The organism is Streptomyces sp. NPDC048644, from assembly GCF_043199105.1.
In the GTDB taxonomy this organism is placed as follows: domain Bacteria; phylum Actinomycetota; class Actinomycetes; order Streptomycetales; family Streptomycetaceae; genus Streptomyces.
Genome location: NZ_JBICVO010000005.1, coordinates 257677 through 270872, shown reverse-complemented (window position 1 = coordinate 270872; position 13196 = coordinate 257677). Strand labels below are relative to the sequence as shown.

Annotated in this window: 11 protein-coding genes; 4 read left to right on the top strand and 7 right to left on the bottom strand. The window is 72.6% G+C overall.

The window, feature by feature from the left end:
* Window positions 1-92: 92 nt before the first annotated feature.
* Both ACGFNI_RS13640 and ACGFNI_RS13635 read right to left on the bottom strand, forming a co-directional pair.
* Window positions 93-998, bottom strand: a complete 906-nt coding sequence (locus ACGFNI_RS13640; RefSeq protein WP_393683452.1) for a zinc-binding dehydrogenase — start codon at window positions 996-998, stop codon at window positions 93-95.
* Between the two features lie 104 nt (window positions 999-1102).
* Complete coding sequence (locus tag ACGFNI_RS13635) at window positions 1103-2617, bottom strand: CehA/McbA family metallohydrolase (RefSeq protein ID WP_393683450.1); 1515 nt, start codon at window positions 2615-2617, stop codon at window positions 1103-1105.
* Between the two features lie 143 nt (window positions 2618-2760).
* On the opposite strand from ACGFNI_RS13635, the gene ACGFNI_RS13630 reads away from it, so the two are divergent.
* The 3 genes from ACGFNI_RS13630 to ACGFNI_RS13620 all read left to right on the top strand — a co-directional run bounded on the left by ACGFNI_RS13630 (window position 2761) and on the right by ACGFNI_RS13620 (window position 6924).
* Entirely contained in the window at window positions 2761-3585 is an 825-nt protein-coding gene (locus ACGFNI_RS13630; RefSeq protein ID WP_393683448.1) for a TIGR03619 family F420-dependent LLM class oxidoreductase, read from the top strand.
* A 230-nt stretch (window positions 3586-3815) separates the two neighbouring features.
* On the top strand, window positions 3816-4217 hold the full coding sequence (locus tag ACGFNI_RS13625) for a VOC family protein (protein WP_393683446.1): 402 nt from the start codon (window positions 3816-3818) through the stop codon (window positions 4215-4217).
* A 43-nt stretch (window positions 4218-4260) separates the two neighbouring features.
* Window positions 4261-6924 carry a bifunctional FO biosynthesis protein CofGH gene (locus tag ACGFNI_RS13620; RefSeq protein ID WP_393683444.1) on the top strand — a complete coding sequence of 888 codons (2664 nt, stop codon included), beginning with the start codon at window positions 4261-4263 and terminating at the stop codon, window positions 6922-6924.
* 22 nt (window positions 6925-6946) lie between these two features.
* Here the strand turns inward: ACGFNI_RS13620 and ACGFNI_RS13615 are convergent, their stop codons facing one another.
* Both ACGFNI_RS13615 and ACGFNI_RS13610 read right to left on the bottom strand, forming a co-directional pair.
* A complete protein-coding gene (locus ACGFNI_RS13615) occupies window positions 6947-7219 on the bottom strand; it encodes a hypothetical protein (RefSeq protein ID WP_393683442.1) in 273 nt (90 codons plus the stop codon).
* 78 nt (window positions 7220-7297) lie between these two features.
* Entirely contained in the window at window positions 7298-8257 is a 960-nt protein-coding gene (locus ACGFNI_RS13610; protein ID WP_393683440.1) for a D-2-hydroxyacid dehydrogenase family protein, read from the bottom strand.
* Window positions 8258-8458: 201 nt separating this feature from the next.
* On the opposite strand from ACGFNI_RS13610, the gene ACGFNI_RS13605 reads away from it, so the two are divergent.
* Window positions 8459-9580, top strand: coding sequence for an ADP-ribosylglycohydrolase family protein (locus ACGFNI_RS13605; RefSeq protein WP_393683438.1), 1122 nt, complete (start codon window positions 8459-8461; stop codon window positions 9578-9580).
* A gap of 34 nt (window positions 9581-9614) precedes the next feature.
* Here ACGFNI_RS13605 and ACGFNI_RS13600 read toward each other — a convergent pair whose 3' ends face one another.
* The 3 genes from ACGFNI_RS13600 to ACGFNI_RS13590 all read right to left on the bottom strand — a co-directional run bounded on the left by ACGFNI_RS13600 (window position 9615) and on the right by ACGFNI_RS13590 (window position 13072).
* A complete protein-coding gene (locus tag ACGFNI_RS13600) occupies window positions 9615-11186 on the bottom strand; it encodes a sodium:solute symporter family protein (protein ID WP_393683436.1) in 1572 nt (523 codons plus the stop codon).
* Window positions 11187-11569: 383 nt separating this feature from the next.
* Window positions 11570-12355 (bottom strand): SDR family oxidoreductase, encoded by a 786-nt coding sequence (locus ACGFNI_RS13595; RefSeq protein ID WP_393683434.1) that lies wholly within the window; start codon window positions 12353-12355, stop codon window positions 11570-11572.
* A gap of 84 nt (window positions 12356-12439) precedes the next feature.
* Entirely contained in the window at window positions 12440-13072 is a 633-nt protein-coding gene (locus ACGFNI_RS13590; protein ID WP_393683432.1) for a DUF2690 domain-containing protein, read from the bottom strand.
* Window positions 13073-13196: the final 124 nt, after the last annotated feature.

Here is a 13196-nt window from a genome sequence, read left to right as displayed (position 1 = left end):
CTTGGCCGTCCGGTCGTCCGGCAGCCCGGCAGCCCGGTCGTCCGGTCGCCCGCCGGCCCGGTGAACGGGCCTACGGGCCGACGGGCCGGCGGTCAGCCGAGCGTGAGAACCGCCTTGCCGCGCACCTCGCGGTTCACCAGAGCGGTGGCCAGCTCGCCCGCTTCGGACCAGTCAGCGACCCGGTCCACGCTCGCGTCGAGACGGCCGTCCGCGACCAACTGCACGAGGTGGGCGAGGTCATGGCCGATGCCCTCACCGAGCTTGACGCCGCGCAACGTGAGCCGGTTGGGGACCAGTTGGTAGGGGTGGATCGGGGTCGGCTGCCCGGAGGCGGTGCCGACGGACGCCACGACGCCCTCCGGGGCGAGGTGCCCCAGCAGCTCCGAGAGCAGCGGCCCGCCGACGTTGTCCAGCACCGCGTCCACCGGCCCCTCGATCTCCGCGGCGCCGGTCAGGACGTGGTCGGCACCCAGCGCCGCCAGGCCCTCGCCGCGGGCCGCGCTGCCGACCAGCGCGTAGACCTCGGCGCCCGCGAGACGGGCCAGCTGTACGGCGAACCTGCCGACGCCGCCGGACGCACCGGTGACGACCACCCGCAGACCGGGCCGCACCCCCACCGCCCGCAGCGCCTGGAGCGCCGTCACGCCGGCCACCGGAAGGGCTGCGGCCGTGGTGAAGCCGACGGCGTCGGGGAGCACGGCGAGTTCGTCGACGTGGACGGCGCGCAGCTCGGCCCAGCCGCCGCTGCGCCCGCGGGTGACGACCCGGTCGCCGGGCTGCGGGCCGCGCCCGCCGGACGCCGACCGCTCGACCACACCTGCGGCGTCCCAGCCGGGCACCACGCCCTCGGCGGCGCCGGTGTTCGTGGGGAGTTCGCCGTAGTTGATCGAGATCGCGGTGGTGCGCACCAGGACCTCGTCGGGGCCAGGCACCGGGTCGGCGACGGTACCCAGGGCGAGCCGTCCGGGTGCGGCGTGGTCGACAACAAGAGCGCGCATCGGCAATCTCCTCGGTAGGGCGGACGTGATGAGGCGTAACCGGCGGCCACCTGCGGATATTCCGGCGCGGGCCCGCGATGGGCGGGGCGGTGCGACGACGGTCGTCAACCCCGGCCCAGGAACACCGGGTTGGTCAGCGCCGCCGGTCGGCCCGGCAGGCCGTCAGTGGTCGCCGGGTGGCGTATCTCGGCCCGTACGTAGGCGGCGCGGTCGGGTGTGGTGGACCAGTCGACCGTGCCGGAACCGGACGGCGGCAGCGGGGCGGTGTGCAGCACTCCCTGGTCGGTGTGGAGGGTGACCGTGCAGCCCTGAGCGCCGGACACGGTGAGGCGGACGGCGACGGGCGTCGTACCGGGGAGGGCCAGCCGCTCGCCGATCCCGGCGTGTTCCCCGCGCGGCCCGCTGACGGAGAACGCCAGGTCGACGGCGGCGGACTCGGCTATCCAGACCCGGCCCGCCCGTATGCCGTCCTGGAGCGCTCGCCGGGACAGGTCGTCGGCCAGCACGACGGTCTGCGGCAGGCCGACCACATCGGGATCGCGGTGCGCGTCGCTGTGCCCCACCGCGGGCAGCCAGCCGGCGCGCTCGCCGCGGGTGTGCGCGGCCAGCATGCCGTCCCACTCCGCGAGGGCGATGTCGTCATCGGGGGTGTGCGGGCCGTTCCACACCTCCACCGCGTCGGCGTCGGCCAGCCCGAACTGCCAGCCGCAGCCGATGCAGGTCGCGTGCGGATGCGCCGGTATGACCAGGCCGCCGGCCCGGCGGATGGCCCGCGCGTAGCGTCCGAAGGTGTGGTCACGCGCGCGGTAGCGCCAGTCGATGAACGCGCCGGGGTCGGTGCCCATGGCCACGACGTGACCGGTGCGGGTGGTGATCTCTTCGCCGGTGAGGACCAGCAGGTCGTCGCCCCACAGACCGGCCCAGGCGCGGTGCGACGACGTGGTGTTGTGCTCCGAGGTGTTGAGGAAGTCGAGACCGGCGGCGCGGGCCAGCGCGGCGATCTCGGCCGGGGTGCGCCCGCCGTCGGAATGCACCGAGTGCAGATGGCTGTCCCCCCGGTACCAGGCACGGCCACGGCCCCGGGCACGCTCGGGCGGATACACCGGCGCGGTGGTGTGCCCCGGAGGGCCGTACCGCAGCGTGACGGTGATCTCGTACGCCAGGCCCTGCGGGGCGATGGTGTACGGGCCGAGGGCGACGTGCCAGCGGCCGGGGCGCACCGGGCCCGGCAGATAGCCGGGGGTGGCGTCGTCGGCGCGCAGGAAGAACTCCGTGCGCGCCCCGCCCGACCAGCCCCGGAACCCGGCGCCGCCCGGAGCCGTACCGCGCTCGTCGAAGATGCCGATGTCACAGGCGTTGCCGACCGTGCCGTCCGGGACCGCGGGTCTGTCGTAGGTGTAGGAGACGGCGATCTCCCGTACGCCGGGCGGCACTTCGACGGGAACGTAGACGTAGTCAGGCACACCCGGAGGCAGCCGCCCGCTGACCTTGCGGGTCCGGCTGTCACCCGCCCCGCGCCCGGCGTCCGCCGCCGCGTCGGCGAAGCTCACAGGACCGAGCGTAAGCGCGCCCGCCGCCCCCGCAACCGCCGGCCATTTCAGTACCTCGCGCCGTTCCATTTCCGCCCCCGCACATCGCCGTGTATCCCCGCGTGAAAACTGTTGTACGCGGGTGTGACACGGAGGGAAAGGGCTGTGGATAACCCGTGGACGGTAGGGCAACATGCGGTCACCCACACCCTTCACGCGGAGGTGCGCGCGGCATGCGGATCGCGACCACGATCTTCCTGACCGACGAGACGATCCGGCCCGTACGGCTCGCCCAGGAGCTGGAACAGCGCGGCTTCGACGGTCTCTATCTCCCCGAACACACCCACATCCCGGTGAGCCGGGACACCCCCGCGCCCATGGGCGAGCCGCTGCCGCGGGAGTACGGCCGCACCCTCGACCCGTTCGTCGCGCTCGGCCAGGCAGCCGCCGTCACCGAACGGCTGCGCCTGGGCACCGGAATCACCCTCGTCGCCCAGCACGACCCGGTCGACCTCGCCAAGCGGATCGCCACCCTCGACTTCCTCTCGGGCGGTCGCTTCACCCTGGGTGTCGGCTTCGGCTGGAACGTCGAGGAAGCCGCCGACCACGGGGTGACCTGGTCGACCCGGCGGGAGCTGACGCGCGACCGGATGGCGCTGATGCGGGCCCTGTGGGCCGACGAACCCACCGCCCACGAGGGCGCGTTCGGCTCCGTACGGGCGTCGTACGCGCATCCCAAGCCGGGCGGCGGTGCGCCCCGCACCCTGGTCGGCGGCGCCGCGGGCCCCAAGCTCTTCTCGCACGTCACCGCCTACGCCGACGGCTGGCTGCCGATCGGCGGGCGCGGCCTGACCGGGACGCTGCCCGCGCTGCGCGCCGCCTGGACGGACGCCGGGCGGCCGGGCGAGCCCGTCGTGGTGCCGTTCGCGGTCCTCCCGACGCCCGGGAAGCTCGCCTACTACCGGGAGTTGGGCATCGACGAGGTGGTGCTGCAACTGCCCCCGGCCGACGAGGCTGAGGTGCTGCGCACGCTGGACGACTACGCGCAGTATCTGTGACACGTCACTCGGCGAGCAGGCGGCGGAACGCGGCGGCGCCCTAAGACCAACGGCGTACGGCGCCTCGCACGAGGTGGGGACCGCAGACCGATCCGCGGCGGCGCCCGCCCGCCGTAACGTCGTTATTGCGGGCCGTCGCAGCGCGCAGGGGCCGGTACGGGCCGGCCGCGCGGGGCCGCGGACCGCAGGCCGCAGAGCGCGGCCGACGACGCAGGTCCAAGGAGCAGACCATGCCGCAACTCGACCACACGATCGTGCACAGCACCGACCGCTTCGCCTCCGCCCGCTTCCTCGCCGGGCTGCTCGACGCCCCCGAACCGCAGGCGTACGGCCCGTTCGCGGCCCTCACCCTCGACAACGGTGTGGTGCTCGACTTCGCCGAGCACGTCGCCGCCGGGCGCGCATTCGTGCCCACGCACTACGCGTTCCTGGTGACGGAGGACGAGTTCGACGGGATATTCGGCCGCATCCAGGAGCAGCAGCTGGCTTATTGGGCCGGGCCCCGGCACGCAGGACCGCAGGAGATCAACCACCTCGACGGTGGCCGTGGCGTGTACATCGACGACCCGGACGGCCACGCCATGGAGTTCATTACGCGTAAGTACTCGGAGGAGTTGCTGACAAGTTTGTAAGCGCGCTCGTCCGACTGTCGGATGCCGCTCGTATGCTCGGGGGATGACTTCCAGCGCGCAGGTACCTGACCAGGGATCCGACCGAGAAGCCGACCCGTCGGCGGGCGACGGAACGAACCGTTCCGAGCGGCCCACCGCGAACGCGATGCGCCGCGCGCTGCGGCGCGCCCGCGACGGTGTGGCGCTGGACGTCGGCGAGGCCGCGGTGCTGCTCCAGGCCCGCGGCGACGACCTCAAGGACCTGTGCGCCTCCGCAGCCCGGGTGCGGGACGCCGGCCTTGAGGCGGCGGGCAGGCCGGGTGTCATCACGTACTCGCGCAAGGTCTTCATCCCGCTGACCCGGCTGTGCCGGGACAAGTGCCACTACTGCACCTTCGTCACCGTCCCCGGCAAGCTGCGCAGGGCAGGCCACGGCATGTACCTCTCGCCCGACGAGGTGCTGGACATCGCCCGCAAGGGTGCCGAAATGGGCTGCAAGGAAGCGCTGTTCACGCTCGGCGACCGCCCCGAGGACCGCTGGCCCGAGGCCCGCGAGTGGCTGGAGGCGCACGGCTACGACGACACGATCTCCTACGTCCGCGCCATGGCCATCCGCGTCCTGGAGGAGACCGGCCTGCTGCCGCACCTCAACCCCGGTGTGCTGACCTGGACGGACCTCCAGCGCCTCAAGCCCGTCGCGCCCTCCATGGGCATGATGCTGGAGACGACGGCGACGGGCCTGTGGAGCGAGCCGGGCGGCCCGCACTACGGCTCGCCCGACAAGGACCCGGCCGTACGGCTGCGCGTCCTGGAGGACGCCGGGCGCTCCAACGTCCCTTTCACCACCGGCATCCTGATCGGCATCGGCGAGACCTACGAGGAGCGGGCCGACTCGGTCTTCGCGCTCCGCAAGACGGCCCGCGCCTACCACGGCATCCAGGAAGTCATCGTGCAGAACTTCCGCGCCAAGCCGGACACGGCGATGCGCGGGATGCCCGACGCCGAACTGGAGGAGCTGGCCGCGGCCATCGCCGTCACCCGCCACATCCTCGGCCCGTCCGCCCGCATCCAGGCGCCGCCGAATCTCGTCGACGCCGAGTACGCGCTGCTGATCGGCGCCGGCATCGACGACTGGGGCGGCGTCTCGCCGCTGACCCCGGACCACGTCAACCCCGAGCGCCCCTGGCCGCACATCGACGAACTGGCGGAGCGGACCGGTGCCGCCGGCTTCACGCTGCGCGAACGGCTCACCATCTACCCCGAGTTCCTCCAACGCGGCGAGCCCTGGCTCGACCCCCGCCTGCTGCCGCACGTCCGCGCCCTCGCCGACCCGGAGACGGGCCTGGCCGTCGAGGACGCCCCCGTGGTGGGCCGCCCCTGGCAGGAGCCCGACGAGGGCTTCTCGATGGCCGGTACGGGCCGTACGGACCTGCACCGCACCATCGACACCGAAGGCCGCACCGGCGACCGCCGCAACGACTTCGACGAGGTCTACGGCGACTGGGAGGCGCTGCGCGAGGCCGCGGCCCCCGGGATGGTCCCGTCCCGCATCGACACCGACGTACGCCAGGCCCTGTCGCAGGCGGCCGACGACCCCACCGAGCTCAGCGACGCCGAGGCGCTGGCGCTGCTGCACGCGGACGGCCCGGCCCTGGACGCCCTGTGCACCATCGCCGACGACCTGCGCCGCGCCACCGTCGGCGACGACGTCACCTACATCGTCACCAGGAACATCAACTTCACCAACGTCTGCTACACCGGCTGCCGTTTCTGCGCCTTCGCCCAGCGCCGCACCGACGCCGACGCCTACACCCTGTCCCTCTCCCAGGTCGCCGACCGCGCCGAACAGGCGTGGGACGTCGGCGCGGTGGAGGTCTGCATGCAGGGCGGCATCCACCCGGACCTGCCCGGCACCGCCTACTTCGACATCGCGCGCGCCGTCAAGGAACGCGTCCCGGGGATGCACGTCCACGCCTTCTCGCCCATGGAGGTCGTCAACGGCGCGACGCGTACGGGGATGTCCATCCGCGAGTGGCTGACCGCGGCCAAGGAAGCCGGTCTCGACTCCATCCCCGGCACCGCCGCCGAGATCCTGGACGACGAGGTCCGCTGGGTCCTCACCAAGGGCAAGCTGCCGACCGCCACATGGGTCGAGGTCATCAAGACCGCCCACGAGCTGGGCATCCGCTCGTCATCGACGATGATGTACGGCCACGTCGACCAGCCCCGCCACTGGCTCGGCCACCTCCGGCTGCTGGCGCAGATCCAGCAGTCCGCGCTGGAGAAGGGCGTCGAGGGATTCACGGAGTTCGTCACCCTCCCCTTCATCCACACCAACGCCCCCGTCTACCTCGCGGGCATCTCCCGCCCCGGTCCCACCACCCGCGACAACCGCGCCGTGACGGCCATGGCCAGGCTGCTGCTCCACCCGCACATCCCCAACATCCAGACCAGCTGGGTCAAGCTGGGCACCGAAGGCGCGGCCGAGATGCTCCGCTCCGGCGCCAACGACCTGGGCGGGACGCTGATGGAGGAGACCATCTCCCGGATGGCGGGCTCCAGTTACGGCTCGTACCGCTCCATCCAGGACCTGATCGCCATCGCCGACCTGGCGGGCCGCCCGGCCAGGCCCCGTACGACCGGCTACGGCCCGGTGCCCGAGGAACGGCAGTCGGCCGCCCTGTCGTCCGACGGCCATCTCCCGGAGCTGCTGCCGGTCCTGGAGTAGCCCTGGAAGCGGCCGGGCGCCTTTAGGGGGCGCCCGGCCCCTGGCCGCCGTCGTGCTCCGCCTCGTGCCGGAGGATGGAGCGCTGCCACTGCGACAGGGCATCGGCGCGGTCGCCGCCGGTGTCCCGGGCCGCGCTGATCAGCGCGTCGGCGGTCATGGCGGCCAGCCGGACCGCTATGTGGCAGAGATCGCGCTGCGGCAGCGGACGGAGGAGTTCCACCGCGCCGTCACTGTCACCGGCGAGCGCGGAGGCGACGACGGCCCTCGTGGTGCGGTCCCACTCGTACTCGGACATGGGGAGAGCATGCCCAGCCCCGCGGCCCCGGCATCGTCGCGTACGGAAGAACGCGAGCGGGGCCGGGCCGGGCGCGGCTCAGCCCAGCCGGCGCACGGGGCTGCCCGCGAGGAACGCCTGGATGTTCTCGACGGCCTGCTGGAAGTACCCCTCGTAGTTGCGCCGGGTGACGTAGCCGAGGTGCGGCAGGGCCAGCACGTTGGGGAGGGTGCGCAGCGGGTCGTCGGCGGGCAGCGGCTCCTGCTCGAAGACGTCGAGGCCCGCGCCGGCGATCCAGTTCTCGCGCAGCGCCCGCAGCAGCGCCGTCCGGTCGACGATCGCCGCCCGGGAGGTGTTGACCAGGTAGGCGGTGCGCCGCATCCGGTGGAGGTCGGCGGCGCCCAGCAGCCCGCGGGTGCGGTCGCCCAGGACCAGGTGGACGGAGACGAAGTCGCTGCTCTCCAGCAGCTCCTCCTTGGTGGCGGTGGCGCGCACGCCCTGTTCCGCGGCCCGTTCGGCGGTGAGGTTCCGGCTCCAGGCGATGACGTCCATGCCGAAGGCCAGGCCGACCCTGGCGACCTGGCTGCCGATCTTGCCGAGCCCCAGCAGGCCGAGCGTGCGGCCGTGCAGATCGGCACCGATGGTGCTCTGCCAGGGGCCGCCGGTCTGGATCGCGGCGCTTTCCGTGACGACGTTCCTGGCGAGCCCCAGCAGCAGCGCCCAGGTCAGCTCGGCAGCCGGCTGGCTGTTGCTGTCCGTGCCGCAGACGGTGACGCCGTGCCGGGCCGCCGCGTCGAGGTCGATGGCGGCGTTGCGCATCCCGGAGGTGATCAGCAGCCGCAGCCGGGGGAGCCGGGCGAGCAGCGAGGCGGGGAACGGGGTGCGCTCGCGCATCGCCACCACGATCTCGCAGTCGCCGATGGCCGCGGCCACCGCGTCCTCGGAGTGGAAGGGCGTGTGCAGCGTACGGACGTCCACGGAGCCGTCCAGGAGCGACCAGTCGGCCAGGGATCCGGCGATGTCCTGGTAGTCGTCGAGAACGGCGCACTGCATGGTCATCGGTGGTTCTCCCCTGGGTGGTCGGGCGGTGCCGGGCGTCTCGTACCGATCGTGATCTGCCCGGTCAAAAGCCATCTGATGTGCGACTCCTCGCATTATGTTCCTGCCCCGGAGACGATCATTCCCGGTCGATTACAGTGCTGCGCCAGAGGGCCCGTACGGCCCAGGACGGGCGACGTGGGGCTTCGGGAGGGACACGCAGTGAACGCAGCGGCAGGCAATACCGCCATCTGGGGCCGCGCCGAGCAGCAGGACTTCCGCAGCCGGGTACGCGGCTGTCTGCTCGGCGGCGCGATCGGCGACGCACTCGGCGCGGGAATCGAATTCGACGCGCTGGACGTGATCCGGGAGGCGCACGGCCAGGAGGGTGTGACGGACTTCGTCCCGGCCTTCGGGCGGCGCGGCGCGGTCACCGACGACACCCAGATGACCCTGTTCACCGTCGACGGCCTGATCCGGGCCCAGGTGCGCCGGGACACCGGCGCCTGGCATCCGCCCACCGATGTGCACCGCGCCTATCTGCGGTGGGCGGCCACCCAGCGCGACTGGGGCCCGGACGAGCGCAAGGAGGAGGACGGCTGGCTGGCCCGCGAGGAGTGGCTGTACGCGCGCCGGGCGCCGGGCCGTGCCTGCCTCAGCGGCCTCGGCGACGACGTCATGGGCACCCTCGACAAGCCCAAGAATCCCGAATCCAAGGGCTGCGGCGCCGTGATGCGCTCCGCGCCGTTCGGCCTGCTGGTGGGCTGGGAGCCGCAGCTGGTCTTCCAGCTCGCCGTCGAGTGCGCGGCGCAGACCCACGGCCACCCCACCGGCTATCTGGCGGCCGGCGCCTTCGCGGTGATCAGCCACGCGCTGGCCCGCGGCGACGACCTCGACAGCGCCGTGCAGAAGGCCCTGGTGCACCTGGGCACCCGCCCCGGCCACGAGGAGACCACCGACGCGCTCAAGCGGGCGCTCGGCGCCGTACGGCAGGGCATGCCGACACCGGCCAGGGTGGAGTCGCTGGGCGAGGGCTGGACGGCCGATGAGGCGCTGTCGATCGGCGTCTACTGCGCGCTGGTGGCCGAGGACATCAGGCACGGCCTGCTGCTGGCCGTCAACCACGGCGGCGACAGCGACTCGACCGGCGCGATCTGCGGCAACATCCTCGGCACGCTGCACGGCGAGACGGCCCTGCCGCCGGTGTGGCTGGTCGAGCTGGAGGGCCGCGACACGATCCTCCAGCTCGCCGACGACTTCGCCCTGGAGATGACCCAGGGGCCCGCCCTGCACGGGCCCGCGGGCTCGGCGCCCGGCTGGCTCGCCCGCTACCCGCGCGCGTAGCCGTAGCCGCGGCCGGGCGCCGCGCCCGCCGCCGTCAGACGGACCGTGGCACCCCGTCCTCGTCCCCCGCGGCCCCCTGCCCGGGGATCGGCAGCGCCGCCCCGCCAGCGCTTTCCCCGTCGTCGTCGGAGTTGATGCGGGCCAGCACCGCGTCCCGTTCCGGTGTGTCCTCGGGCTTGAGCAGGCCGATGAGGAGGTACAGGACCAGCGAGGTGGCGACCGGCGCGACGATCTGGATCTGGAGCTGGAGCCCGCTCATCCCGTAGTTCGTCAGCCAGAAGGCGAAGAGTCCTGCCGCCCAGGAGACCAGCGCGGCCGTCGGCCCCGACCTGCGGCAGGCCCGCAACATCCCGAGCAGGAACGGGATGGAGATCGGCCCGACGAGACCGGCGACCCACTTGATGACGACGGTGATGATGTCCTTGAACGTCGGCGAGTTGACCTGCGTCGCTATGGCCATGGACAGCGCCAGGAACGCGACCGTCGACAGCCGCGCGGCCAGCAGCCCGGCCCGGTGGGACCAACTGCGGGCCCGTACGCCGATCTTGGGCAGGGCGGGTGCGATGTCGCGGGTGAAGACCGCGGAGATGGCGTTGGCGTCGGATGAGCACATGGCCATCGTGTGCGAGAAGAAGCCGACGACCACGAGCCCCAGCAGGCCGTGCGGCAGCAGCCGTTCGGTCAGCAGCGCGTACGCGTCGGACGCGTCCGGCTTCTCGGCCTTGACCAGCAGCGGGGCGACCCACATCGGGAAGAAGAGGACCGCGGGCCAGACGAACCACAGCGCCGCCGAGAGCCGGGCCGAGCGCTTGGCCTGCCGGGCGTCGCGGGTGGCCATGTAGCGCTGGGCCTGGTTCCACATGCCGCCGCTGTACTCGAAGGTCTTGATGAAGAGGTAGGCCAGCAGGAAGGTCAGCGTGTACGGGCCGACGGTGGGCTCGGTGTGGCCGGCCGGCAGCCTGTCCCACACGGTCCACAGCGAGCTGAAGCCGCCCAGTTCGCCCATGACGGTGACCAGCATCGCCACGCCGGCCAGCAACTGGATGACGAACTGGCCCAGTTCGGTGAGCGCGTCCGCCCACAGACCGCCGACGGTGCAGTAGATGCCGGTGATCACGCCCGTGATGAGGATGCCCTGGTTGAGGGACATGCCGGTGAACACGGACAACAGGGTGGCGATGGCCGCCCACTTGGCGCCGACGTCCACGATCTTCAGCAGCACGCCTGACCAGGCGAGCGCCTGCTGCGTGGGCAGGTTGTAGCGGCTCTTGAGGTATTCCAGCGGCGAGGCCACGTGCAGCCGTGACCGCAGCCGGTTGAGCCGCCCGGCGAACAGCTGGGCGCCGATGGCGATGCCGACGGCGATGGGGAAGGACCAGGTGACGTAGGAGGTGATGCCGTACTGGTAGGAGATGCCGGCGTAACCGGTGAACATCACCGCGCTGTAGCCGGACATGTGGTGGGAGATGCCGGACAGCCACCACGGCATCTTGCCGCCGGCGGTGAAGAAGTCGCTGACGTCGTCGACGCGCTTGTGCGACCACACGCCGATCGCGATCATGACGCCGAAGTAGCCGATGAGCACGGCCCAGTCGAGACTGTTCATGCCCCCTCCAGGGGTCCGCCATGTGAACGTGGATCACTTCGCCGTGACGTCCTGTGGGGCGGTATCCCCGTGCGGGAGTGGGGACTTCGGGGATTGAACCGTCCGCCGCGCGGGCCGGTCAAGGGGACGCAGGGTCATGGATATGAACCAGGATCAGCAAAGCGAACGATTTTGCCGTCTCTTGACTCCACGGGCCGTTGTCCCGTCCCGGACGCCGCACCCACGATGTGCGGACACTTCGCCGGGCGCCACGAGCCCGAACACCCAGCAGCCACCCACACCACGCGTACGCCGCACGGGAGCGGGATCCCTGCGCAGGGCGCGCGTGGGGGGCAGGAAAGGGGGAAGGGAGCGGCCGTCGCACGCCGGCGCGCGGCCGACCGCTACCGCATCAGCTCGCCCGCGTTGACCAGCAGCGACTGGCCGGTGATGGCGCGCGCCCGGTCGGATGCCAGGAAGACCGCGGTGTCCGCCACGTCCGCGTCCGTCGCGAGTTCGGGCAGCGCCATCCGCTCGGTGAGCCGCCCCAGCACCTCGGACTCCGGCACCCCGTCGGCCGCCGCGGTGTGCCGGACGTACGCCTCGACCGGAGGCCCCCACATCCAGCCCGGCTGCACCGTGTTGACCCGGATACGGTCAGGACCCAGCTCCCGCGCCAGTGCGTACATGGCCGAGACCAGACCGCCCTTGGACGCGGCGTAGGCGGTCTGCCGCACCTGGGAGGGGGCGGCGAGCGACGACTGGGTGCCGATCATCACGACCGACCCGCCGCCCCGCGCCATGAGGCCCGGCAGGCAGGCGCGGGTCATCCGCAGCGTGCCGAACAGATTGGTGTCCACGACCCGGCACCACGCCTCGAAGTCCGCGTCCCGCAGGCCCCCGAAGTGCGTGTCCAGCGCCGCCACATGGATCACCGCGTCGATACCGCCGAACCGCTCCACGGCGAGCGCCGCCAGCTCCGCGCACCGCGCCTCGTCCCCGATGTCCGTCACCCGCCACGCCGTCCGGGTGCCCGAAGGGTCGATCAGCGCCGCCGACCCGGCGAGCTTCGCCTCCGTGCGGGCCCCCATGACCACCCGCGCGCCGTCCCGCACGCAGGCCGCCGCCACCTGGTGGCCGAGCCCCGCCCCGACACCCGAGACGACGACGGTCTTGTCCCGCAGCAGCATGCGCGCCTCCCGGCCCGGTCCGTAACTGACGATCCGTCAGGGTAGGGCCGTGGCAGTGGAATGGCCAGAGAGACCGGCACGGGATCACTCCCAGGCGGAGCGCTCCGTCGCCTCGTAGCAGTACCTGACCCACTTGCCGGTGCGGTTCGGACTCGTCGACGGCACCGCGCAGAGCCGGACGTGGAAGGTCTTGCCGACCGTCGCCATGTCCGTGAACTTGTCGTGGTTGTAGTCGATGGAGGCGCTGCGCGACGAGCCGCCGGTCACCTGGATGGTCACCATGTCGCCCGGCTCGCCGTTGATGATCCGGCCCCAGACCGCCCCGCAGGACGGGCTGTACCGCAGGTGCAGCCGCACCGGATTGCCGTCCGTCGGCGTCCAGGTGGTGGCGTCGGCCGAGCACTGACCCTTGGGGCTCTTGCCGTCGCAGCCGGCACCGGGGCAGGCGGGCGGCGGGTCGGCGAAGAGCGGGGGGAGCACGATGGGGGCGAGCGCGCCGACGACGGCGGTCACCACGCCCACCACCAGGGTGTGCCGTGCGTGCGTGCGCAGCCAGTGGCCCACGGCCCGTATCCGGGTCCAGGCGCGGTGTCCGAGCGAGGCGCTGCCGCCCTCGGGGGCGCCGGGCCCGCCGGCGTCAGGGGTGGTGTGATCCGTGGCGTTGATCGGTTCGTCGTCCGCCCGGCGCTGCGCCGGGTCGTCCGCGGACGTGCCCATCCGGCCTCCTGGGAGTGCGGCCTCCTGGAGAGGCCCCGGGTGCGCACATTGTCCGGCACACCCGGGCCCCGCCGGAAGGCGCATTCCCCGCCCGGAAGAGGCGCGTGGAAGACCAAGGGGCGCA

Coding starts and splice junctions, on each gene's coding strand:
- ACGFNI_RS13640 (WP_393683452.1), bottom strand. CDS start 998: ATGCGCGCTCTTGTTGTCGACCACGCCGCACCCGGACGGCTCGCCCTG.
- ACGFNI_RS13635 (WP_393683450.1), bottom strand. CDS start 2,617: ATGGAACGGCGCGAGGTACTGAAATGGCCGGCGGTTGCGGGGGCGGCG.
- ACGFNI_RS13630 (WP_393683448.1), top strand. CDS start 2,761: ATGCGGATCGCGACCACGATCTTCCTGACCGACGAGACGATCCGGCCC.
- ACGFNI_RS13625 (WP_393683446.1), top strand. CDS start 3,816: ATGCCGCAACTCGACCACACGATCGTGCACAGCACCGACCGCTTCGCC.
- ACGFNI_RS13620 (WP_393683444.1), top strand. CDS start 4,261: ATGACTTCCAGCGCGCAGGTACCTGACCAGGGATCCGACCGAGAAGCC.
- ACGFNI_RS13615 (WP_393683442.1), bottom strand. CDS start 7,219: ATGTCCGAGTACGAGTGGGACCGCACCACGAGGGCCGTCGTCGCCTCC.
- ACGFNI_RS13610 (WP_393683440.1), bottom strand. CDS start 8,257: ATGACCATGCAGTGCGCCGTTCTCGACGACTACCAGGACATCGCCGGA.
- ACGFNI_RS13600 (WP_393683436.1), bottom strand. CDS start 11,186: ATGAACAGTCTCGACTGGGCCGTGCTCATCGGCTACTTCGGCGTCATG.
- ACGFNI_RS13595 (WP_393683434.1), bottom strand. CDS start 12,355: ATGCTGCTGCGGGACAAGACCGTCGTCGTCTCGGGTGTCGGGGCGGGG.
- ACGFNI_RS13590 (WP_393683432.1), bottom strand. CDS start 13,072: ATGGGCACGTCCGCGGACGACCCGGCGCAGCGCCGGGCGGACGACGAA.